General features: G+C 40.4%; 20 protein-coding genes. 9 read left to right on the top strand and 11 right to left on the bottom strand.

The genetic code is table 11. The annotated features are described in order from the left end of the window. Positions 1-2: 2 nt before the first annotated feature. Genes ispD through IMO47_RS17820 form a run of 5 tightly spaced genes read right to left on the bottom strand, consistent with a single transcriptional unit; the run spans position 3 to position 4,948 of the window. On the bottom strand, positions 3-728 hold the full coding sequence (ispD, locus tag IMO47_RS17840) for a 2-C-methyl-D-erythritol 4-phosphate cytidylyltransferase (RefSeq protein WP_196076782.1): 726 nt from the start codon (positions 726-728) through the stop codon (positions 3-5). Further along, positions 691-1,077 (bottom strand): cell division protein FtsB, encoded by a 387-nt coding sequence (gene ftsB, locus IMO47_RS17835; protein ID WP_196076781.1) that lies wholly within the window; start codon positions 1,075-1,077, stop codon positions 691-693. Before ftsB ends, ispD begins: the two co-directional genes overlap by 38 nt. Before the next feature lie 10 nt (positions 1,078-1,087). Then, the gene (gene eno, locus IMO47_RS17830) at positions 1,088-2,377 is read right to left on the bottom strand and encodes a phosphopyruvate hydratase (RefSeq protein ID WP_196076780.1); all 1,290 of its coding nucleotides are present in this window, start codon (positions 2,375-2,377) and stop codon (positions 1,088-1,090) included. 45 nt (positions 2,378-2,422) lie between these two features. Continuing rightward, on the bottom strand, positions 2,423-3,280 hold the full coding sequence (gene kdsA, locus IMO47_RS17825; RefSeq protein WP_196076779.1) for a 3-deoxy-8-phosphooctulonate synthase: 858 nt from the start codon (positions 3,278-3,280) through the stop codon (positions 2,423-2,425). A gap of 27 nt (positions 3,281-3,307) precedes the next feature. Then, on the bottom strand, positions 3,308-4,948 hold the full coding sequence (locus IMO47_RS17820) for a CTP synthase (protein ID WP_196076778.1): 1,641 nt from the start codon (positions 4,946-4,948) through the stop codon (positions 3,308-3,310). Between the two features lie 229 nt (positions 4,949-5,177). Here IMO47_RS17820 and IMO47_RS17815 point away from each other — a divergent pair, with 229 nt between their 5' ends. Beyond that, the gene (locus tag IMO47_RS17815) at positions 5,178-5,651 is read left to right on the top strand and encodes an internalin (protein WP_196076777.1); all 474 of its coding nucleotides are present in this window, start codon (positions 5,178-5,180) and stop codon (positions 5,649-5,651) included. A gap of 462 nt (positions 5,652-6,113) precedes the next feature. Here the strand turns inward: IMO47_RS17815 and IMO47_RS17810 are convergent, their stop codons facing one another. The 3 genes from IMO47_RS17810 to IMO47_RS17800 all read right to left on the bottom strand — a co-directional run bounded on the left by IMO47_RS17810 (position 6,114) and on the right by IMO47_RS17800 (position 9,809). Next, complete coding sequence (locus IMO47_RS17810) at positions 6,114-7,211, bottom strand: alpha/beta fold hydrolase (protein ID WP_196076776.1); 1,098 nt, start codon at positions 7,209-7,211, stop codon at positions 6,114-6,116. Positions 7,212-7,286: 75 nt separating this feature from the next. Then, positions 7,287-7,697, bottom strand: a complete 411-nt coding sequence (locus IMO47_RS17805; protein WP_196076775.1) for a nuclear transport factor 2 family protein — start codon at positions 7,695-7,697, stop codon at positions 7,287-7,289. An 87-nt stretch (positions 7,698-7,784) separates the two neighbouring features. Beyond that, positions 7,785-9,809, bottom strand: coding sequence for an NADPH-dependent 2,4-dienoyl-CoA reductase (locus IMO47_RS17800; RefSeq protein ID WP_196076774.1), 2,025 nt, complete (start codon positions 9,807-9,809; stop codon positions 7,785-7,787). Positions 9,810-9,974: 165 nt separating this feature from the next. Between IMO47_RS17800 and IMO47_RS17795 the strand changes: the two genes are divergently transcribed. Continuing rightward, the gene (locus IMO47_RS17795; protein WP_196076773.1) at positions 9,975-10,526 is read left to right on the top strand and encodes a PadR family transcriptional regulator; all 552 of its coding nucleotides are present in this window, start codon (positions 9,975-9,977) and stop codon (positions 10,524-10,526) included. 8 nt (positions 10,527-10,534) lie between these two features. Continuing rightward, positions 10,535-11,446, top strand: coding sequence for an alpha/beta hydrolase (locus IMO47_RS17790; RefSeq protein WP_196076772.1), 912 nt, complete (start codon positions 10,535-10,537; stop codon positions 11,444-11,446). A 124-nt stretch (positions 11,447-11,570) separates the two neighbouring features. Here the strand turns inward: IMO47_RS17790 and IMO47_RS17785 are convergent, their stop codons facing one another. From IMO47_RS17785 to IMO47_RS17775, 3 genes are all read right to left on the bottom strand, one after another. After that, positions 11,571-12,842: a DcaP family trimeric outer membrane transporter gene (locus IMO47_RS17785; RefSeq protein ID WP_196076771.1), complete on the bottom strand. Its 1,272-nt coding sequence runs from the start codon at positions 12,840-12,842 to the stop codon at positions 11,571-11,573. A 77-nt stretch (positions 12,843-12,919) separates the two neighbouring features. Continuing rightward, positions 12,920-14,284, bottom strand: coding sequence for an MFS transporter (locus tag IMO47_RS17780; protein ID WP_196076770.1), 1,365 nt, complete (start codon positions 14,282-14,284; stop codon positions 12,920-12,922). 506 nt (positions 14,285-14,790) lie between these two features. Beyond that, positions 14,791-15,714, bottom strand: a complete 924-nt coding sequence (locus tag IMO47_RS17775; protein ID WP_196076378.1) for a LysR family transcriptional regulator — start codon at positions 15,712-15,714, stop codon at positions 14,791-14,793. Positions 15,715-15,995: 281 nt separating this feature from the next. Here IMO47_RS17775 and catA point away from each other — a divergent pair, with 281 nt between their 5' ends. The 6 genes from catA to benE all read left to right on the top strand — a co-directional run bounded on the left by catA (position 15,996) and on the right by benE (position 22,112). Beyond that, entirely contained in the window at positions 15,996-16,916 is a 921-nt protein-coding gene (gene catA, locus IMO47_RS17770; RefSeq protein ID WP_196076379.1) for a catechol 1,2-dioxygenase, read from the top strand. Between the two features lie 79 nt (positions 16,917-16,995). Next, positions 16,996-18,396, top strand: a complete 1,401-nt coding sequence (benA, locus tag IMO47_RS17765) for a benzoate 1,2-dioxygenase large subunit (protein WP_196076380.1) — start codon at positions 16,996-16,998, stop codon at positions 18,394-18,396. Next, complete coding sequence (benB, locus tag IMO47_RS17760) at positions 18,393-18,902, top strand: benzoate 1,2-dioxygenase small subunit (RefSeq protein ID WP_196076381.1); 510 nt, start codon at positions 18,393-18,395, stop codon at positions 18,900-18,902. The genes benA and benB overlap by 4 nt, the downstream gene beginning before the upstream one ends. A gap of 95 nt (positions 18,903-18,997) precedes the next feature. After that, entirely contained in the window at positions 18,998-20,014 is a 1,017-nt protein-coding gene (gene benC, locus IMO47_RS17755) for a benzoate 1,2-dioxygenase electron transfer component BenC (RefSeq protein ID WP_196076382.1), read from the top strand. 26 nt (positions 20,015-20,040) lie between these two features. After that, positions 20,041-20,826: a benzoate diol dehydrogenase BenD gene (gene benD, locus IMO47_RS17750; protein ID WP_196076383.1), complete on the top strand. Its 786-nt coding sequence runs from the start codon at positions 20,041-20,043 to the stop codon at positions 20,824-20,826. Between the two features lie 59 nt (positions 20,827-20,885). Continuing rightward, positions 20,886-22,112: a benzoate/H(+) symporter BenE gene (gene benE, locus IMO47_RS17745; RefSeq protein ID WP_196076384.1), complete on the top strand. Its 1,227-nt coding sequence runs from the start codon at positions 20,886-20,888 to the stop codon at positions 22,110-22,112. The last annotated feature ends 52 nt before the right edge of the window (positions 22,113-22,164 follow it).

Below are 22,164 nucleotides of genomic sequence, written 5' to 3'. Positions count from 1 at the left end.
TTTTAATGCGATTGTTGCGACTGTAAAATTAAATTTGCCAGCTCCAAATCGTCAGGATAGGTAATTTTAATATTATCTGAACGCCCCATCACGACTTTGACAATCTGATTACTGTGTTCTAAAGCACTCGCCTCATCTGTAATCAAGACCCCATCTTCCAGTGCTTTTTCAATGGCAGTTTTTAAGATTGAAAAAGTGGATATTTGAGGTGTTTGTGCTTGCCATAATTGATCACGGCTCACTGTTTTGACAATTTTTTGTTGCTGATCAACAAACTTTAAAGTATCTCTTACTGGAATCGCAAGAATCGCATTGCTATTCGAATGGAGCGCTGTATTGAATAGATCAACAAGACACTCAGGTGTCACACATGGACGTGCCGCATCATGTACAAATACAAAATCATCTGCCTGCGCAAACTGTTCTAAATACATTAAAGCATTCAATACGGAGTCAACACGCTCGTTGCCACCTAAACAAAAATGACTTAAATGTTTATTTTTTAGAGCCAGGGTTTTGGCATAATGGTCTTGCTCACCAATTGCAAGTACATAACCTGCAAGTGGCAATGCATTCAAACGGTCAATTGTATGCTCTAAGACGGTTTTATCTTGAATTATTTGATATTGCTTGAGTTGTGTTTTTGAAAAACGACGACCTGAGCCAGCAGCAGGGACAATTGCCCAAATTTTACGGTTGGTCTGGCACAGGTTCGTTTTCGTCTTCATTGGTTCTTAAGTCTGCATTTGGATCTGTATAAATCTGCTTGTAATGGGTACTGATGGTACTCATTTGTACAAATGTTTCATGTGGCTTCACTAGACCGAGGTCTAAGCGTGCATGTTCTTCTATGGCTTCGGAACCATTTTTCAAATCATACACTTCAGCAGCAAGGATACGGTTACGTTCTTTTAGATCAGCATTGACTTCAGCTTGCTGTTCAATTTGCTGCACTAAAGCCTGGTGAGGAAAATGACCTCCCTCACCAAACCAGAAGCGATATTGCAATACTGCAACGATTAAAATCGCCAGTACTGCAATCACTTTACTTGAAGTTGTTTTAAAGACTTCTAACATTTCAAAGAGATTAATTCAGACCTTTGAATTCAGCTTTACCGCGATAAGCTGCATGAGTCAACTCTTCAATACGAAGTAATTGGTTATATTTTGCAACACGGTCAGAACGGCAAAGTGAACCTGTCTTGATTTGACCGGCAGCAGTACCTACAGCCAAGTCAGCAATCGTAGAGTCTTCAGTTTCACCTGAACGATGTGAAATGACTGTGCTGTAGCCATTTGCTTTAGCAAGATAGATTGCATCCAAAGTTTCAGACAGAGTACCGATTTGGTTGTATTTGATTAAGATTGAGTTACCTACTTTCTCATCAATACCGCGCTGTAAGATTTTCGGATTGGTTACGAATAAATCATCACCAACCAATTGGATTTTATCACCGAGGATAGACGTCAAATAGCTCCAGCCTTCCCAATCAGACTCATCCAAACCATCTTCGATTGAGATAATTGGATATTGCTTTACAAGACCTGCCAAATAATCAGCAAATTGGTTGCTTGTAAATGCTTTATTGCCTTCTCCTGCAAGCACATACTGACCATTCTTGTAGAATTCAGAAGATGCACAGTCAAGCGCCAACATGATATCAGAACCTGCTTTATAACCCGTTGTTTCAATTGCAGAAAGGATGACTGTAATCGCTTCTTCATTTGAACGTAGGTTTGGTGCAAAACCACCTTCATCACCTACAGCAGTATTGAGTCCCTGCTTTTTCAAAACAGATTTCAAAGCATGGAAAATTTCCGCGCCGGCACGTAAAGATTCAGCAAATGAAGTGAAACCTACAGGCTCGATCATGAACTCTTGAATATCAACAGTGTTATCTGCGTGAGCACCGCCATTCAAGATATTCATCATTGGAACAGGCATGGTCAACGTTGTTTGACCACGTAAATCTGCGATGTATTGGAACAATTCTGTTTTTTTCTCAGTTGCAGCAGCACGTGCAGCAGCCAAAGATACAGCCAAAGTTGCATTTGCACCTAATTTTTCTTTATTTTCAGTGCCATCAAGCGCAATCATTTTGTCATCAAGCGCTTTTTGTTCAAATACGTTTTGACCTTTTAATAAGTCTTTGATTTGACCATTTACGTTTTGAACTGCAGTGCGAACACCTTTACCTAAGTAACGTGATTTATCACCGTCACGAAGTTCCAAAGCTTCACGAGAACCAGTTGAAGCACCAGATGGTGCACATGCACGGCCAACAACGCCAGAGTCTAGGATTACGTCTGCTTCGATGGTTGGGTTACCACGAGAGTCCAAAATTTCACGTGCACGAATGTCAACGATTTGGCTCATGAATAATTCCTCAGTTGATTAAAAATAAGATGCTGTTTAAGGGCATCAATGAGTATCTAACTTTTTGAAACCTTTAACTAAGGTATCCAATTCTTTTAATTGTGCTAAGAATGGCTCAAGTTGAGACATCCGCAATGCACAAGGTCCATCACACTTTGCTTTTTCAGGATCAGGATGTGCTTCCAAGAACAATCCGGCCAATCCTGTTGCCATACCTGCACGCGCCAATGTGGTAATCTGCGCACGGCGTCCGCCCGCAGAATCTGCACGACCGCCTGGTGTTTGTAAAGCATGGGTAACATCAAAAAATACCGGAACATTCATTTCTTTCATGGTATCAAAACCAAGCATATCAACAACCAAGTTATTGTAGCCAAATGATGTACCGCGCTCGCACAGGATGAGCTTATCATTACCTGCTTCTAGACACTTATTCAGAATATGGCTCATTTCACGCGGAGAAAGGAACTGTGCTTTTTTGATATTGATAATGGCTTGTGTTTTCGCCATTGCTTCAACCAAATCAGTCTGACGACTTAAAAATGCAGGAAGCTGAATGATGTCTGCCACTTCAGCGACAGGTGCAGCCTGGTAAGGTTCATGAACATCCGTAATAATCGGCACATTAAACTGTTTCTTAATGTCGGCTAGCCATTCAATTCCCTTTTCCAAACCTGGACCACGAAATGAATGTAAGCTTGAGCGATTGGCTTTATCGAAACTGGCTTTAAATACATAGGGTATATTTAAGCGTGTACAAATATCGACATAAGTCTCTGCAATTTCAAAAGCCAAGTCTTTCGACTCAAGTACGTTCATTCCGCCGAATAGTACAAATGGCAAGTGATTTGCCATTTGTATATCGCCTAAACGTACAATTTCTTGTGGTTTTAATTGTGACATTTAAACTTCCTAGTTTGTTTTACACACTTACTTACTGTTTTGGTGCTGCTTTTTTGCGGCGTCAATAAAACTAGCAAATAATGGATGCCCATCACGTGGCGAACTTGTAAATTCCGGATGGAATTGTACAGCAATAAACCAAGGATGGTCAGAAATTTCTACTGTTTCAACAAGATGCTGCGCAGTTGAATAGCCTGAAATTTTCATGCCTGCTTGTTCAATGGCAGGAATAAAACGATCATTCATTTCATAACGGTGGCGATGGCGCTCGGTAATTTCTGCTTTTGCATAGACTTCACGAGTTTTCGTACCTTCCACCAGCTCTGATGTCTGCGCACCCAAACGCATGGTTCCACCAAGATTTGACTCAGTACTACGATGCTGAATTTCACCACGCTCATCTAACCATTCAGTAATTAAACCAATCAGTGGGAATTTTGTTGAACGATTAAATTCTGTAGATGTCGCGTCTGGCATACCTGCAACATGGCGTGCAAATTCAATCACAGCCAATTGCATACCTAAACAAATACCCAAGAATGGTACCTTGTTTTCACGTGCATATTGAATGGCCTGCATTTTGCCTTCAGTACCACGCTCGCCAAAGCCGCCTGGAACCAAGATTGCATCAGCATCTTTTAAGATTTCAGCAGGGTTCTGGCTTTCCAGTTCTTCTGCATTGATATAATCAATCTGAACTTTAACGCGATTTTGAATACCTGCATGTAAAAGTGCCTCATTGACAGATTTATAAGCATCTGGCAATTCAACATATTTACCCACCATGGCAACACGGATGGTATATTCAGGATTAAGCAAAGCTTCTACAACGTGATCCCAATCAGAAAGATCTGCTTCTGGCAAATTGATATAACCAAAACGTTCACAGATTAAATCATCAACATTTTGCTCATAGAATGTACGTGGGATTTGATAAATCGAACGTGCATCTTTACATACCACAACGGCGCGCGCTTCAACGTTGGTAAAGAGTGCAATTTTACGCGTAGTATCCGCATCAACATCATGCTCAGTACGGCAAATCAAAATGTCAGGTTGGATACCGATTGACAACAACTCTTTAACTGAGTGTTGAGTTGGTTTGGTTTTAAGTTCAGCAGCAGACTTGATATAAGGTAATAAAGTCAAATGCATCAACATGGTACGTTTATGACCAAGTTCAACCATTAACTGACGTACAGATTCCATGAATGGGAGAGATTCAATATCACCAACCGTACCACCGATTTCAACGATAGCAACGTCATAACCTTCGCCTGCACGAAGTACACGTTCTTTAATATTATCCGTAATATGAGGAATAACTTGGACTGTACCACCGAGATAATCACCACGACGTTCTTTATTTAAAACATCTTGATATACACGACCAGAAGTAAAGTTATTCAATTTGGTCATTTTGGCACGACGTAAGAAACGTTCGTAATAACCCAAATCTAAATCAGTTTCAGCACCATCTTCTGTGACAAATACTTCACCGTGCTGGAATGGGCTCATCGTCCCAGGATCGACATTAATGTATGGATCCATTTTGACCATGGTTACTTTTAAACCACGGGCTTCTAAAAGTGCAGCAACTGAAGCAGCTGAAATACCTTTACCTAGTGATGATACAACACCACCAGTTACGAATATAAAATGGGTCATCAAGTTTCTCGTACAATGGAGCCTAAATTGGCCTACAATGTTGTGCGATTTTACTTTACCTTGTACCAAGAAAGCAAAGTCAATTCACATCAATTCATAGAACAATAAACAATTGGCTATTCTATCAGCATTTCCAATAAAAAATTAGCACTTGATAAGGTGATTTTTAAATATCATTTTACTGTTATACTAGGTAACATCTCTCTAATCTGTTTTGTTTTGAGTAATTATGAATAAGAAACTTTTAATTTGTGGCGCAATTGCGACAGCACTACTTGTATCTGCTTGTGTAAAAAAAGAAGAGCCGAAAGAGACTGAGCAAGAGAAAGTTGAAACTGCTCAAACAGCAACATCTGAACCAGCTCAGTTTGAAAGCTTGCCGAGCGCTGAACAAAATACTCAACAAGCCGAAATTCCTGCACATGTTGAAGTTGAACGCACTGAAACAGCGAATACGACTACAGAAATTCGTCGTGAGCCAACACATGAAGCGCTTGCAACAACACAGGCGACTCAGGCAACTGAAAATAAACCTGCTGCAACAGAAGCTAAACCTGCAAAAGCAGAAGCAGTAAGAAATGAAACTGCTCAAACAGCGCCAAAGACTCAGACTGCACCGAAAGCAAGTGCTGGCACGGCACAATCTGAAGATGATGCAGTTGCTGCTGCAATCGCTGCTGCTACACCTGCGTTGAAAAACTAAAACACAACTTTTCTGCACAGAAATAATGTTTTAACCAAAAAACCAGTCATTCATGACTGGTTTTTTGATACTTATAATCTTCATAGCAAACATAATATTAAGATACGGTAAAACCACCTAATTATTCATACAAGTGCTTTAGATACATCATTCATATCCAATGAACCTTATGCTTTTAGAAGATTTTGAGGATTCATTTATTTTACTATTTTGAATCATAGGTGGTGCTATCGTGAGGCGACATGGATGTCGTCATGTTGAACGGGGGTATAGGATGTGCCCCTCGCTCAACGAAAGATTTTTGTCACTTTTCATCTCTGAAAAGCGAGTTATCATCGCCTGCGCAAAACGATTTAAACTTTAGATCTAAAGCGTGGCAGTGCAAGCTTTAGATCATCGAACCATATATTGATCGCATTCATTTAAGTGATTAAGAGAAAAGATATTTTACAGTATGGTTTTTCAACGGACTGACTGTACTGAATACTGTTTTAAAAAGTCTGCCATTAAACGTGAAGCCCAAGATTTGGTATTCAAGCCCTCATAGAAACCGCAATGACTCCCCTTTTTGGTTGTCACCACCACCACATTCTCCATATTCTGAATGGTTTCTTTATAGGGTTCCAAGTTTTTAATTGAACACACAGGATCATCTTCTGCATTCAAAATCATTAATGGAATTTTGACATTTTCAAAAACATAGATAGGATTGGTGGCTTTTGAATAACTGTCATAATCTGAAAAACCCGCCATTTCAAAATATTCACTCTGAAACTCTTGTAAGGTTTTTGTTTTCAATACATTTTGTACTGAATGTACTGGTGTCCATGTTTGCGCATAAGGCGTGATAAATGCTTTAAACAGTTTTTTGGTCATCACCTTGGTATAAAAAGGATGTACATTTTCAAACCCAATTTCAGTATCGTATCCCGGACACATTGCAAATGCTGCTCTAAAAGGTGTGTCAAGACCTTGCTCACCCAGATAACGTACCAACAATCCCGTGCCTGCCGATGATCCCACTGCATATAACTCAGTCTGTGGAAATAAATCCTGTATATACGCCAATTGCTCTTTTAAATCGGATGTTGAACCAAAAATTGACATCAATGGAACAGGCATTGGCAAACCTGCATGCCCACGGCGTAAACATAGTGCAATTCGCCAGCCTGTATACTCATGTAAATCTTTAACCAATTCACGCATGCTCTCTGGCGTTCCAGTAATGGTATGCATGATCACAATTGTGGGGGTATTTTTTGGTAAATCATAGCCATACCATGCGATTGCAGTAATTCCCCCATCTTGCATGGTGATTTGATCAATTCGATCATATTGCAGCTTAACGGTCTTCTTTTTGATTAAATCAAAATATAAAAGATGTGCATGCGTATTGGTTAGCCACAGTGTTGGACGATACTTATCTTGTAATTGAGGTAGCTTCTCTAAGATTTCAGACATTTTTCCATGCTGATTAAAATACAGCTTTGGCTGTTCAGCACCTGTCACTTGATCTAATAAACCTTGGGTAATCTCAGTAAACTTATGCAGTACAGACATTTTCCACCTCAATTGGTATTGATGACAATCATATTGAAAATAAGGGAGTCAAGCCCCCTCGATTTATTTATACTATTATGCTTGCGGTATAAATGCAGCCATACGTTGCCCCATTTGAGCAGCCAAAGCCTCCAATCCGCTTTTTGGTCGAATCATCACTTCAAAATCTATGATTTTCCCATCCTCATTAAAACGAATCATATCAATCCCTTTTAACCTTTTCTCACCGACATTGGCTGAAAATTCCAGAACAACACTTTGTTCATTCTCCGTATAAAACTCACGATGATAAGTAAAATTCTCAAAAATTTGGATCACATTCGTTAAAATGAAATTTACAACTTGCTTTCCTTCATAAGGGTGATAAGCCACAGGTGAGCGAAATACCACTTCATCCGCAAGTAATTCATTTAATATACTCATATCACGACTTTCAAGCATATGATGCCATTTTTGAATTGCCGATTTGGTTTGTGTAAAACTCATTTTTTTTCATCCTGAATATAATCCTCTCTAGAACGGTTTCAAAAACCGCTTGATCAAGAGAGGATTTTGACTAATTTTTAAGTTGGATTAAATCACTGCAGCTAATTCTGCACCTTGGCGAATCGCACGTTTAGCATCCAATTCTCCCGCTTCCTTCGCACCTCCGATCAAATGTACTGACTTTCCATCAGCCTGTAATTGATCAAACATTGCCGTGAATGATTCCTGTCCGGCACAAATCACCACATGATCAACATCCAGAACCATGACTTTGTCCCCAACAGTAATATGCAAGCCCTGATCATCAATCTTGTCATAACTCGCTCCTGGGATCATATTGACATGGCGATGTTTTAAGCCTGTCCGATGAATCCATCCTGTTGTTTTACCTAAACCTGCACCCACAGAATTGGTTTTTCGTTGCAGCAAATAGATTTCACGAGGCGACTGTTCAACTTCCGGCTGCTTTAAACCACCTACATGCGCATAAGAAGTGTCAATTCCCCATTCATCATAGAATTTCTGAGGATTTAAACTGCCACTTTCACCTTCATGTGAAAGATATTCAGCAGTATCGAAACCAATACCGCCGGCACCAATAATTGCGACTTTTTTTCCAACAGGTTTACGATCACGTAAAACTTCGATGTAGGACAATACTTTTGGATGATCAATGCCTTGAATATTTAAATGACGAGGTGTCACCCCTGTAGCCACGACAATCTCATCAAATTTGGCAGTGCTTAATTCCTCATAGGTCGCAGTATGGTTGAGTACCAGCTTAATGTTGGGCTGTAATTCAATTTTACGTTTGAAGTAACGTAGCGTTTCGTAAAACTCTTCTTTGCCAGGAATGGTTTTGGCAATGTTGAACTGACCACCAATCTGATTGGATGATTCAAAAACTGTAACTTTATGCCCACGATCTGCTGCATAGGTTGCAAAGCTTAAACCAGCAGGTCCAGCACCAATCACGGCAATATTTTTAACAGCATCGGATTGCTTAAAAATCAGTTCGGTTTCATAACATGCACGCGGATTGACCAGACAAGTGGCAATTTTCATTGAAAATATATGATCTAGGCATGCCTGATTACATCCAATACAGGTATTGATTTCATCTGCTCGCCCTTGTTCTGCTTTCTGTACAAAATGAGAATCTGCCAACATTGGGCGCGCCATTGAAATCATATCTGCATCCCCTTGAGCCAACACATGCTCTGCCATTTCAGGGGTATTGATACGATTCGATGTAATTAAAGGGACTTTGACTGAACCTTTCAATTTTTTGGTGACCCAAGTAAATGCTGCGCGAGGTACTTTGGTTGCAATGGTCGGAATACGTGCTTCATGCCAACCGATTCCTGTATTGATGATGGTTGCACCTGCTTTTTCGATTTCTTTGGCCAATTGAATGACTTCTTCAAGCGTAGAACCACCTTCAACCAGATCCAGCATAGACAAACGGTAAATAATAATAAAATTTTCACCCACTTCCTGGCGGGTTCTTTTTACGATTTCAATCGGAAAACGGATACGGTTTTCATAACTCCCTCCCCACTCATCATCACGGTGATTGGTTCTGGCGGCAATGAATTCATTAATTAAATAACCCTCTGATCCCATGATTTCGACACCATCATAACCTGCAATTTGCGATAATCTTGCACAGTTGGCAAAGTCTGCAATGGTTTGATGAACTTCAGCAGAGGTCAATGCATGCGGCTTGGTTGGGTTAATGGGTGCTTGAATCGCAGAAGGTGCAACGTTTTGAGGCTGATAAGAGTAACGCCCGGTATGTAAAATTTGCAGCGCAATTTTACCCCCTGCATCATGTACCGCTTGGGTAATGACTTTATGTTTTTCTGCTTCTTCCAAATGGTCTAACTTTGAGCCGCCAAAAAATGTCACACCATGATCATTGGGTGAAATACCACCCGTCACAATCAAACCTACACCACCTGCAGCACGTTCTGCATAAAATGCAGCCATGCGCTCATATCCACCTTGAACTTCTTCCAGTCCAACGTGCATAGAACCCATCAGCACTCTATTTTTTAATGTGGTAAAGCCTAGATCTAAAGGCGCAAGTAGATGCGGATAATTAGACATGTAAACTCCTTGGCGTGCATTCGCTAGCTATCAATCTGATGAAAAAGTCTAATATTTTTTAATGCAACAAGTTGCATAGTTTGACTATTTATAATCGAGATTTGATTTTTATGCAACATGTTGCATAATGACTTTATATTTATTTTATTGATCTCATATTACACAATGTCATTAGCCCATGTTTTATTGACCAGTCTGATTGAAAAACCAAGCACAGGTTTTGAGTTGGCACGACGTTTCGACCGATCGATGGGATTCTTTTGGAATGCAACCCATCAGCAAATTTATCGTGAACTCAATGGCATGCAAAAAAAGGGCTGGATTTCGACTCTAGAAGACCAAGCGGATCAAGGTCGTAAAAAAACCTATCAGGTTGAACAACTAGGGCGCGTTGAACTGGCGGACTGGATGGTCAAGCAAGGGCAACCTGCTCAACTCCGTGAAGAACTGATGGTACGTTTACGTGCTGAAGCACAATTTGGTGGAAATACTGTTTTACCTGAATTAGAACGTCATTTAAAATTGCATCAAGAAAACCTAAAACTCTATCTTCAAATCTTTTCCAAAGATTTTGAACACACTGAGACACTTGATCGTACTTTATATATCCATAAAATGATTTTACAATTGGGAATAGATTTGGAAACTGGTTGGATCAACTGGCTCAATGAAGTGATTCCACAATTAAAAGCATTTGAGAATAAAGACAATCCGTAGGAATATGCATGCCACATTATACAATGCCTGATGGCGAAAAATTATTTGTCCGTGAAATTGGTCAAGGTGAACCTGTACTTGTTTTGTCAGGTTTAGGCATGCATAGCTGGCAATGGCTCCCTTTCTTATTGCCCAACATCAAACAATACAAATTTTATATTCCCGACTGGCGCGGTTTTGGTGGTTCAAGAACCTGTAATATTCCACAGGATATTGATGCGATATCCAATCACTGGCGTGACCTGGAAAGTTTAATTGAGCAACTGAATTTAAATCATTTTATTCTCATGGGGTATTCCATGGGTGCCACCACAGCAATGCATGGCATGCAGTATGGGAATTTAGCCAGCAAATTGAAAGCCTATTTACATATTGATCAAACCCCTAAAATTCCAACAGACGAGACTTGGGAATTTGGTTTATTTGGGAAAAAATATTTTAAAATAAAGCGATTACTCAAAGATTTTTCAGACTTTTTACATCAGTATTCCGACTATCGTTTTGTCGATGAATTGCCACTTGAACCTCGAACAGAACTGATTCAAATTTGGCTGAACTTCATTAAGATTCAAGGCAGTAACAAATTAAGTCCATTTATGTTTAATTTAGCCTTAAAACATCCGCAACTGCAAAAACACCTCTTGCCAATCCGTCGTATGGACTATTTAACTTGGTATATCGACAATTATCTCCATCATAATGAAGATTACCGGGATGCCATTGCTCAATTGGCTTGTCCTACCACCTTTTTCATTGGTGAAAAGTCCTCACTTTATCCAGCTGAAGGACAAAAACAAATTTCCAATCGCCTAGCCAATGCGAAGAATATTATTTTTAAACGTTCTGGACATACCCCACTCATCACAGAACCAGTCAAGTTTAGTCAAGAAATTCGTTCTTTTTTAAAAGAATCCGCATGAGTGATATATAAAAAGCACTTGTTTAAGCCTAATTAAACGAGTGCTTTTAAAATGTGAAAAGGTCTGTCCATTTTAAGATGCAGTTTTATAAATTTTTATGGGAAACCTGGTTTAAGATTTCCCATTAAAAATTATACATCGCCACTGCATTAAAACGATTATCCTCCCCTGTATCTTGCCCATTGACACCAGCAGCAAAGGCTTTACGCTCGCCATAGACATATTCCAGTCCAAAGCTTAACGGTTTTTTCGGGCTGTAAAATACATTTGCCCAAGCCTGCCACACATGCTTATTGGCTTTCGTCGGATCGCTCAAATATTGAATATATTTCTGATTTTCATCCGCTTTCATATAACCATAGCCCAAGGTTGAACGCCATTGTGGACTAAACTGTTGGGTCACGCCCAGAGTAATAGAATCAAATTCATTCATTGCCATGATTTTCTTGTTGGCATCCACAGAAAACCCAGCATTGGTCCATGACACTAAACTTGAGTCGCCTTTAACATGATAATAATCAGCTTTTAATGTGGTTTTTGTACTGAGTTCATATTTTGCTCCGATACCCACACCCCATGCCAATTCATCATCTGTAGCAGTGCGCTTTTGACTCATCATTGCCCTTACACTCATGCTACCTGCACGATCTGCAAAGCTATGATTCAAACGTGTGGAAAATAAAGGCAAACGCATCTGCGATAACGCATCTTTTGAATCCTCCACAGCACTGACCAATTGTGTTTCTGCATTGAATTTATGCGTATAACGGACTTGAGGATCACGCTTTACTGCTCCACCGACATAACCCAGTGCATCAATCGTTTCGGGCATATAATCTGGAACAGCAAAATTTGACCAAGTTTGACCAACTAACCATGCGCCATAATTGAAATAAGCATGACGGATTCTCAATGCCTCATTTGCGCCCAAGAAATCAACTTCTATCTTTGCATTTAGATCCTGATCCGCGGTTTTAAAATCTAATCCTATGCGCGTCGCTGCAAGGGTCGATCTCAGTACATCACTGCTCTCGTTATTGCCTTTCAATGGTACGCTATTGATTTGATTATAAAGTCGATCAGCACTTCCACCTTCTGCCTGATATAACAAATCTGCCCGGACATTGCCATATAGATTGACATCAACGCCGGCTTTAGAACGCATTAATAACGGTGAGGTTGAGGAATTTGCATCTGGCAGTTGAATGGTCTGTGGCTGATTGTGTATCAGCTCAACAGCTTGATTTTGCTGTTTTTGATGCTGCCCAATCATTTCACGCAACTGTTTGACCTCACTTTTCAATTGTTCAAGCTCTGAAAGTGAGCCTGCATGAGTCATCCCTAGACTAGATAAACCGATTGAAACCCAAATAATACTGTAATTCATTTTTTTCATTGTAGAAAGCATCCTATTCTCTACGATTGATTATTCTAAACCAGCCTTAATCTCCATGATTCAGGCTGAAAAAAAGATTAGTTTGTTGTATTTCCAACAATATTTTGTTGTGTTGAGGCTGAAGAAAGGACTGGATTTTTTTCTACAGAAGCCTTTAGGTTAACGAGAAAGATTGCCAATGCAGCGATTACGCCCGGAATCGCAATCACAAGAAAATTCATTTGATGAGGAAGTTCAAACGTGAGCAATGCACCAGTGAGGACTGGACCTACAATTGCACCGATACGTCCAATACCAGACGCCCATCCCATCCCCGTTGAACGTACAGCAGCAGGATAAAATTGAGCAACAAAGGTATAAAGTAGGATTTGCGAACCGATTGTTGCTGCACCTGCAATTGCAATCAGTGTATAAAGCACGGCCTGTGGACTTTTAAAACCAAGTAAAATGAGTGCCATAGCACCAACAGCAAACATGATGGTCAATACAGGTTTAATGTGAAATCTATCTGCCAATGCACCTCCGCCAATCGCACCGACCATCCCGCCAATATTCAATGCAAATAAGAAAATCATACTTGCACCTAAAGAATAACCTGCCTGAATCATCAGCTTTGGTAACCAGCTCCCCAGTGCATAAACCATCAATAAACACATGAAAAATGCAGCCCAAAACATGAGGGTGCTAAAAGTACGACCTTGTTGAAATAACGCACGTAATGGTGCTTGATCTTCAGCAGTGACTTCATTCAGAACAAATTGAGTTGATGCCGTTAAATTCTGATGTGGTGCTATTTTTTGCACAATCTCACGGACATGATCAGTTTTTTCTTTTTGAGTCAAATACATCAAAGATTCAGGTAAAAATTTCCAGATCAAAGGAAGCGCTAAAAAAGGAATAATGGCGATATAAAACATAATTTTCCAGCCATAATCCACCACCAACCAAGCCCCCAATAATGCTGAAGCCATACCTCCTATGGCATATCCACTAAACATCACTGCAACCAATGTACTGCGAATACGTTTAGGTGCATATTCAGTCATCAGAGCCACCACATTTGGCATCACACCACCGATTCCAAGACCTGCTAAAAAACGTAAACTTCCAAATTCAACAGGTGTTTTTGCAAAAGCACCTAAGAAAGTAAAGCCACTGAAAATTGCCACACAAATCATAATGGTTTTTTTACGACCAAGTTTGTCCGATAAAGTCCCGAAACTCATTGCACCAAACATCATGCCAAATAACGCTGTACTGGCAAGCATTCCTGCTTGAACAGCAGTGAGCCCCCACTCCTGCATCAGCAACGGTAAAGCTACGCCATAAATAACCAAATCATAACCGTCAAAAATAATGATAGATAAACACCATAATAAAACCCCCCAATGAAATGGGGTAAATTTTGCCTCGTCCACAATCTGATTGATATTTAATTGCATATTCAGCCTCCTGCTGAGAAACGTCATCTAAGTTTTCTCAGACAATGGAGTAAGCCCTATTTTTTGTCCAAAACCGATTGAATATATATCCATACCTAAAAAGTCGGTTTAATATTTTTGTTTGAATAAACAATAGATTAAAAAGTATGATTAAAATAATACAGCCTTATATTTTTGATCATTTATTTTTTATTTTAAATTTTAATTGGCTATTTTTAGATTATTAATGCACATAAAAAGACTTATTCTGCTTTTTCAATATGTTACTTTTCACATAAAATATCAACAATAATGGCGCTTGCCTTAAAATATTTAAGTACTCTTGGTTATTCGATTATATTTTTACTGATCAATGTGATTAAAACAGTATGAACAAATAAACAGTTTTTTTTAACTGCATTATGAGCTTTTAAATACGCTATCTTATTTCATGTTTTCTGCATGACGAGAGATTCAATACTTAATTTCAGCCCATAACGCCAACCATTTATGATGAGTTATCACCTCTAATATATTGTGCTAAAACTTGCACGATCATATTGAAAACCTTCCAAATCATAAACCTGGTAAATACAATCAAACAAGGATCGAATATCCTCGCTTTCATCCATACAACGAATTGCCATAAAGATAGGACTTTTTGCAGAGCTGTCCAACATGGGGATATAGATTAAATTCGGTAATTGAATGGTTTTTGCACTTTCAGGCACAACACACATACCTTCACCTGCTGCGACCAACCCCAAGGCTAATTGAATTTCCCGAACCTCTTTTAAATTTTTAGGATCTAAACCATGTTCAGAGAACAGATGACGAACCTGTGTAGAAAAGTTGGGCTTCGGATGGCTTGGATAGAGAAATAAATTCTCGTCTTCTATATCCGCAAAATACGTCCCTTTTGAATCAGCCAAAGGGTGGCTGATATGAACAGCCAGCATTAAGGGTTCTTCTCGCAATAAAACTCGTCGAACAGCGGGATCAGAAATCCTTAAACGCCCAAATCCAACATCGATACGCCCCTCTTTTAAAGCTTGAATTTGATCTTTGGTACTCATTTCAACCAATTCAATTTTTAGATGGGGTTGTTGTTGTCGAAACATATAAACAATTTTGGGCAGTAAACCGTACAATAGTGAGCCGACAAAACCCATGGTGACTGTTTTTTCGATCAAACCAATCCGTTTGGTCATCGACTTTACTTCTTCAGCATTAGACAAAAGTTTAACGGCGTGTTGATAAAAAAATTGTCCCGCTTCAGTGGTCTTTAATGGACGACTTCCCCGTTCGAAAAGCGAGATCCCCAATTCACTCTCAAGGTTTTGAATCTGTCTGCTCAACGGGGGTTGAGCAATATAAAGCTTTTCAGCCGCTTTGGTAAAACTCTGTTCTTCTACAACAGCAACAAAATAGCGCAAATGCCTGAGTTCCATCTCAAACTCCATACTTTTAAGATATAAAAAAATGCAAATTTGATCTTAGACAGCGATCATTCATTCTTTTAAGGTATATCAAAAGCAAGATGTAAAGCAAGACTGAACATTTTAGTTATTCATCGCCAAACCAAGCATGACATTCTGTTAGCCCAATGAATAACCAACAGCAGTTTAAGTGTTAAGTCTTGTTGCCAACAACACGGAAAGTGGGCAGCAAAGTTGCGAGCAAATTTTATTCAGCATGCGATGCCAAACCACTCATACTTAAGGAGCTTAGTATGAATCGTCAAGAAATCGATGCTTTAGTCAAGCAAATGAATATCGATACAGCAACAGCTAAGGTTGATCCTCGTATTCAACAAATTGTGGTTCGCTTAGTCGCTGATCTTTTTCAAGCCATCGATGATCTCGATATTTCCCAGACTGAACTCTGGAAAGGACTGGAATATTTTACCGATGCAGGTCAAGCCAATGAACTTGGTCTCTTGGCCGCAGGTTTAGGACTTGAGCATTTTTTAGATCTGCGTGCTGATGAAGCCGATGTCAAAGCAGGGATTACAGGTGGAACACCACGTACCATCGAAGGTCCACTTTATGTTTCTGGCGCACCAGAATCAGTCGGTTTCGCCCGTATGGATGATGGTTCTGAAGTCGCTCTGATTGATACTCTGTTGATTGAAGGCACTGTTACAGATCTCCAAGGCAATCTCATTCCCAATGCCAAAGTTGAGATTTGGCATGCCAATCGCCTAGGCGCATATTCCTTTTTTGACAAATCGCAAGCTGATTTTAATTTACGCCGCACCATTTTGACCGATGTAAATGGAAAATATGTCGCTCAAACCACGATGCCTGTGGGTTATGGATGCCCACCTCATGGGACAACTCAAGCTCTTTTAAATCAATTGGGGCGTCATGGCAATCGTCCGTCGCATGTACATTATTTTGTCTCAGCACCAGGTTATCGAAAACTGACCACCCAATTCAATATCGAAGGTGATCAGTACCTTTGGGATGACTTTGCTTTTGCTACACGTGAAGGTCTGGTCGCAGCTGCCATAGACGTCACCGATGAAGTTGAAATTGCCCGTTATGGTTTAGACAAAGCCTTTAAAAAGATTGAATTCAATATTCAACTGATCCAGACGCAAGCTCAAACCCCATCGACAGAAGTCGATCGTCGACGTGCTCACGCTTGAACATACGTATTGAACCGAAAAAAAAATTCATTTCGATATTTCGGTTCCGCAATCTTATTTGGAAATCCGGAGAAACAACATGCCACGTATTCCAGTGATAAACACCAGCCATCTTGATCGTATTGATGAGCTTTTGGTCGATAACTTTGAAACAGGTGAATTTAAACTTCATCGCTCAGTATTTACAGATCAAAGTCTATTTGATCTTGAAATGAAATATATTTTTGAAGGTAATTGGGTATATTTGGCACATGAAAGTCAAATTCCCAACAATAATGATTATTACACGACACATATTGGTCGCCAGCCGATCATCATTGCGCGTAATCGCAATGGTGAATTAAATGCAATGATCAATGCATGTTCCCATCGTGGCGCACAGTTATGCCGTCATAAACGTGGCAATAAGGCGACTTATACCTGTCCTTTTCACGGTTGGACATTTAATAACTCAGGTAAATTACTCAAAGTTAAAGATCCAAGCGAAGCAGGTTATTCAGATTGCTTTAACCAAGAAGGGTCTCATGATCTCAAAAAAGTTGCGCGTTTTGAGAGTTATAAAGGTTTTCTTTTCGGAAGTTTAAACCCTGATGTACCCAACCTCGTTTCATTTCTTGGTGAAACCACCAAAATCATTGACATGATTGTAGACCAGTCTGATCAAGGTTTAGAGGTTTTACGGGGCGCATCGACTTATACCTACGATGGAAACTGGAAACTTACCGCTGAAAATGGTGCTGATGGCTATCATGTTTCGGCTGTACATTGGAACTACGCTGCAACCACCCAACAACGAAAAGAAAAACAACAGGAAAATGATAATGTTCGTGCCATGAGTGCAGGTGCATGGGGTAAACAAGGTGGTGGTTCTTATGGGTTTGAGCATGGTCACATGCTGTTGTGGACCCAATGGGCAAATCCTGAAGATCGTCCGAACTATCCAAAAGCCGCAGAATATGCCGAAAAATTCGGCGCACCCATGTCGAAGTGGATGATCGAACGCTCTCGTAATTTATGTCTATATCCGAATGTTTATTTTATGGATCAATTCGGATCACAAATTCGTGTACTCCGCCCGATTTCAGTCAATAAAACAGAAGTCACGATTTACTGTATTGCACCTGTAGGTGAAGCACCAGAGGCACGTGCACGCCGTATCCGTCAATATGAAGATTTCTTTAATGCATCAGGTATGGCGACTCCTGACGACCTCGAAGAGTTCCGTGCCTGCCAAGCGGGTTATGCGGGTATTGAATTGGAATGGAACGATATGTGCCGCGGCTCAAAGCATTGGATCCAAGGTCCAGACGATGCTGCCAATGAAATTGGTTTAAAGCCAAAACTCAGCGGCATTAAAACAGAAGATGAAGGTTTATACCTTGCACAGCATCAATACTGGTTAGAGGTGATGAAACATGCCATCCAATCAGAAAAAAAATTGGCTCAACAGGAAACGAGCATGCAAGGAGAAATCGCATGAATGCAACAGCACATATTGAACAAGTGTCTTTAGAAAATATTGCTCAGTTTCTCTATCGTGAAGCTCGCTTCTTAGATGATGAAGAATGGGACCAATGGTTGGCATGTTATGCACCCACTGCGTCTTTTTGGATGCCTGCTTGGGATGATGATGATCGTCTTACAGAAGACCCGCAAGCCGAAATTTCATTGATTTACTATCCAGATCGCCAAGGATTGGAAGATCGCATCTTCCGTATAAAAACCGAACGCTCTTCAGCAACAATGCCCGATACACGTACCAGTCACAATATCAATAATATTGAAGTGGTTGCGACTGATGGGCTTAAAGTCACGGTTCGGTTTAATTGGAACACCTTAAGTTTCCGCTACAAAACCAGTTACAGCTACTTTGGAATGTCACGCTACGAAATCGACTTTTCAGGCCCTCAACCCCAGATTTTAAATAAATATGTGGTTTTGAAAAATGACTACATCAATCAAGTGATTGATATCTATCACCTCTAATTGTGCAGACACCATAAGCTGATCTTCGCTCTAGCTCAAGCATCGTTGGGCTAAGTGCGATCCAATGTTTAAAGATTTTTATAGGACCACCAGCCATGTCAAACCACAATGTTGCACTTCAATTTGAAGATGGCGTAACTCGTTTTATCTCAGTTGCACAAGGTGAAACTTTATCTGATGCAGCCTACCGTCAAAAAATTAATATTCCATTAGACTGCCGTGATGGCGCTTGTGGAACCTGTCGAGCTTTTTGTGAATCAGGTACATTCGATATGCCTGAAGAAAGCTATATTGAAGATGCGTTAACAGCAGAAGAAGCAGAACAAGGTTATATTTTAGCTTGCCAATGCAGACCCAATTCAGATGCTGTTTTTCAAATTCAAGCCTCATCTGAGGTATGTAAAACCGAAATTCATGCCTTTCAAGGTACACTGTCACGGGTAGAAAACCTCTCTGATTCAACCATCACATTTGATATTCAATTGGATGAGGGACAGCCTGATATTCATTTCCTCGCAGGACAGTATGTCAATGTTGCTATTCCGGGAACCAGTGAAACACGCTCCTACTCGTTTAGTTCCAAACCAGGACATCGTTTAACAGGCTTTGTGGTTCGCAATGTTCCCAATGGAAAAATGAGTGATTTTTTAAGTGCCAATGCCAAAGCTGGTGACAAAATGACATTTACAGGTCCATTTGGAAGTTTTTACCTTAGAAATGTTGTCCGCCCTGTTCTTATGCTCGCAGGCGGTACGGGCATTGCGCCGTTTATGTCCATGTTGCAGGTGCTTGAAGAAAAAGGCTCAACACAGCCGGTTCGTTTGGTTTTCGGTGTCACCAATGACTTTGATCTTGTGGCATTAGACAAGCTCAATGAACTGCAAGATAAGTTCTCGTGGTTTGAGTTTCGAACAGTCGTTGCCCATCCAGAATCGACACATGAACGTAAAGGTTATGTGACGGGTCATATTGAAAATGACTGGTTAAATCAAGGCGATGTCGATGTTTATCTCTGTGGTCCCGTACCTATGGTTGAAGCCGTTCGTACATGGTTAGATCAAGAAGGGATTCAACCTGCAAATTTCTTATTTGAAAAATTCTCAGCCAATTAATTTGGTCTGATTTTGGAGCTGAGTAAATGTCAAATAGACAAAGATTTGAAAATAAAGTGGTGATTGTTACCGGTGCGGCTCAAGGTATTGGCCGTGGCGTTGCATTACAAATGGCAGCTGAAGGTGCACTAGTGGTCATGGCTGATCGTTCTGAATATGTCGAAGAAGTATTGGCTGAAATCATACAACTGGGCGGCAAAGCCGTCACGATTCATGCAGATTTGGAAACCTTTGCAGGTGCTGAATCCGTCGTCAGCAAAGCGATTGCTTGCTACGGACGAGTCGACATTTTGGTCAATAATGTCGGTGGTGCAATTTGGATGAAACCTTTTCAGGAATTTTCTGAAGCGGAAATTATCAAAGAAGTGAATCGTTCATTGTTCCCGACTTTATGGTGTTGTCGCGCGGTTTTACCTGAAATGATCAAAAACCAACACGGTACGATCGTCAATGTTTCTTCAATCGCAACTTGCGGTATCAACCGTGTACCCTATTCGGCATCCAAAGGTGGCGTCAATGGCTTAACCACTGGACTCGCATTTGAACATGCCAAAGATGGAATTCGAGTTAATGCCGTGGCGACAGGAGGCACAGAAGCGCCGCCACGTAAAGTGCCACGCAATAGCACAGCATTGACTGAAAATGAACAACAATGGATGCAGGATGTTGTTGACCAAACCATAGATCGAACTTTTATGGGACGTTATGGCACGATCCAAGAACAGGTCAATGCCATTTTATTTTTGGCATCAGATGAATCTTCATATATGACAGGTACGGTTGTCCCTGTCGGTGGTGGTGATCAGGGATAAACTGATCATCCATATTATGCAACAGGAACATTGAACTCATCGCATGGAGGCTTTGCCCAATGGCAACCCTGTTAAAAACACTTAAACAAGATTGGTCTATTTCCGCAACAGTCGCTGGGTTCTTAGCTGTACTGATTTCTTATGCGGGACCCATGATTATCTTTTTTCAAGCCGCTCAACAAGCCAACGTTTCTTCTTCCATGATGGCATCATGGATTTGGGGAAGTTCGATTGGCGCGGCGATTGCGGGTATTATTTTATCCATCAAGTTTAAAACCCCAATCATTACAGCATGGTCTGCACCCGGAACAGCATTGCTTGTGGCATTATTTCCACATATTTCTTTAAATGAAGTCGTTGCTGCTTATATCACTTCAGCGGTTATTATTTTTTTAATCGGCATCACTGGCTCCTTTGATAGACTTTTAAAATGGATTCCTCAAGGACTGGCGGCAGGCATGATGGCAGGCATTCTTTTTCAGTTTGGTCTGGGACTTTTTAAAGCTTCGGATAACATGCCTTATCTTGTCTTTGGTATGCTGATTTGTTTTCTATTGGCAAAACGGTATTCTCCCCGTTATGCCATTATCTGGGTACTGATTGCAGGTGTGGTACTGAGTTTCAGTCTAGGGCAAATCCAACCTGTTGCAATGGATTTTGCTCTTGCGATTCCACATATGATTTACCCTGAATGGACATGGTCTTCTACACTAAACCTTGCGATTCCACTCACCATTGTCAGCTTAACCGGGCAATTTTTACCTGGTATGGCTATTTTAAAACTCAGTGGTTATCAAACTCCTGCCAAACCTATTTTAACAGTCGCAAGTATCACCTCGATTGTAGTTGCGTTTACAGGAGGAATCACCATTGTACTTGCTGCAATTACTGCCGCACTGTGCACAGGTAAAGATGCTCATGAGCGTAAAGAAAAACGTTATATTGCAGGCATTGCCAATGGTATTTTTTATATTCTTGGTGGTTTATTTGCCGGTAGCCTCGTCATGCTCTTTAGTATTTTACCTAAAGAATTGATTGCAGCACTTGCAGGCTTGGCATTGCTAGGGGCAATTGCAACCAATATGAGTGCTGCTATGAAAGATGATTCTCAGCGAGATGCTGCATTGATTACATTTCTTGCCACGGTTTCTGGAATGCACTTTTTAGGGTTTAGTTCGGTTTTTTGGGGTATTTGTATTGGAATGATCAGTCATTTGCTACTAACGCCAAAGCAGTCAAAAGTTCAGACTTCAACGCCAGTTCCGGACTCTACACCGAGTCAGTAAAGTAAAAATTCATTTAATCTTGTTATAAAACCTCATTGATTGTTTGAGGTTT

This window comes from Acinetobacter sp. Res13-Abat-PEC15-P4-01, assembly GCF_015676285.1.
In the GTDB taxonomy this organism is placed as follows: domain Bacteria; phylum Pseudomonadota; class Gammaproteobacteria; order Pseudomonadales; family Moraxellaceae; genus Acinetobacter; species Acinetobacter nematophilus.
Note: the sequence above shows the minus strand (reverse complement) of the source record. Positions and strands in the feature narration are given on the sequence as shown.

What these genes read in the sequence shown, in the direction of transcription:
- ispD (WP_196076782.1), bottom strand. Translation starts at nt 728, where the DNA reads ATGAAGACGAAAACGAACCTGTGCCAGACCAACCGTAAAATTTGGGCA.
- ftsB (WP_196076781.1), bottom strand. Translation starts at nt 1,077, where the DNA reads ATGTTAGAAGTCTTTAAAACAACTTCAAGTAAAGTGATTGCAGTACTG.
- eno (WP_196076780.1), bottom strand. Translation starts at nt 2,377, where the DNA reads ATGAGCCAAATCGTTGACATTCGTGCACGTGAAATTTTGGACTCTCGT.
- kdsA (WP_196076779.1), bottom strand. Translation starts at nt 3,280, where the DNA reads ATGTCACAATTAAAACCACAAGAAATTGTACGTTTAGGCGATATACAA.
- IMO47_RS17820 (WP_196076778.1), bottom strand. Translation starts at nt 4,948, where the DNA reads ATGACCCATTTTATATTCGTAACTGGTGGTGTTGTATCATCACTAGGT.
- IMO47_RS17815 (WP_196076777.1), top strand. Translation starts at nt 5,178, where the DNA reads ATGAATAAGAAACTTTTAATTTGTGGCGCAATTGCGACAGCACTACTT.
- IMO47_RS17810 (WP_196076776.1), bottom strand. Translation starts at nt 7,211, where the DNA reads ATGTCTGTACTGCATAAGTTTACTGAGATTACCCAAGGTTTATTAGAT.
- IMO47_RS17805 (WP_196076775.1), bottom strand. Translation starts at nt 7,697, where the DNA reads ATGAGTTTTACACAAACCAAATCGGCAATTCAAAAATGGCATCATATG.
- IMO47_RS17800 (WP_196076774.1), bottom strand. Translation starts at nt 9,809, where the DNA reads ATGTCTAATTATCCGCATCTACTTGCGCCTTTAGATCTAGGCTTTACC.
- IMO47_RS17795 (WP_196076773.1), top strand. Translation starts at nt 9,975, where the DNA reads ATGTCATTAGCCCATGTTTTATTGACCAGTCTGATTGAAAAACCAAGC.
- IMO47_RS17790 (WP_196076772.1), top strand. Translation starts at nt 10,535, where the DNA reads ATGCCACATTATACAATGCCTGATGGCGAAAAATTATTTGTCCGTGAA.
- IMO47_RS17785 (WP_196076771.1), bottom strand. Translation starts at nt 12,842, where the DNA reads ATGAAAAAAATGAATTACAGTATTATTTGGGTTTCAATCGGTTTATCT.
- IMO47_RS17780 (WP_196076770.1), bottom strand. Translation starts at nt 14,284, where the DNA reads ATGCAATTAAATATCAATCAGATTGTGGACGAGGCAAAATTTACCCCA.
- IMO47_RS17775 (WP_196076378.1), bottom strand. Translation starts at nt 15,714, where the DNA reads ATGGAACTCAGGCATTTGCGCTATTTTGTTGCTGTTGTAGAAGAACAG.
- catA (WP_196076379.1), top strand. Translation starts at nt 15,996, where the DNA reads ATGAATCGTCAAGAAATCGATGCTTTAGTCAAGCAAATGAATATCGAT.
- benA (WP_196076380.1), top strand. Translation starts at nt 16,996, where the DNA reads ATGCCACGTATTCCAGTGATAAACACCAGCCATCTTGATCGTATTGAT.
- benB (WP_196076381.1), top strand. Translation starts at nt 18,393, where the DNA reads ATGAATGCAACAGCACATATTGAACAAGTGTCTTTAGAAAATATTGCT.
- benC (WP_196076382.1), top strand. Translation starts at nt 18,998, where the DNA reads ATGTCAAACCACAATGTTGCACTTCAATTTGAAGATGGCGTAACTCGT.
- benD (WP_196076383.1), top strand. Translation starts at nt 20,041, where the DNA reads ATGTCAAATAGACAAAGATTTGAAAATAAAGTGGTGATTGTTACCGGT.
- benE (WP_196076384.1), top strand. Translation starts at nt 20,886, where the DNA reads ATGGCAACCCTGTTAAAAACACTTAAACAAGATTGGTCTATTTCCGCA.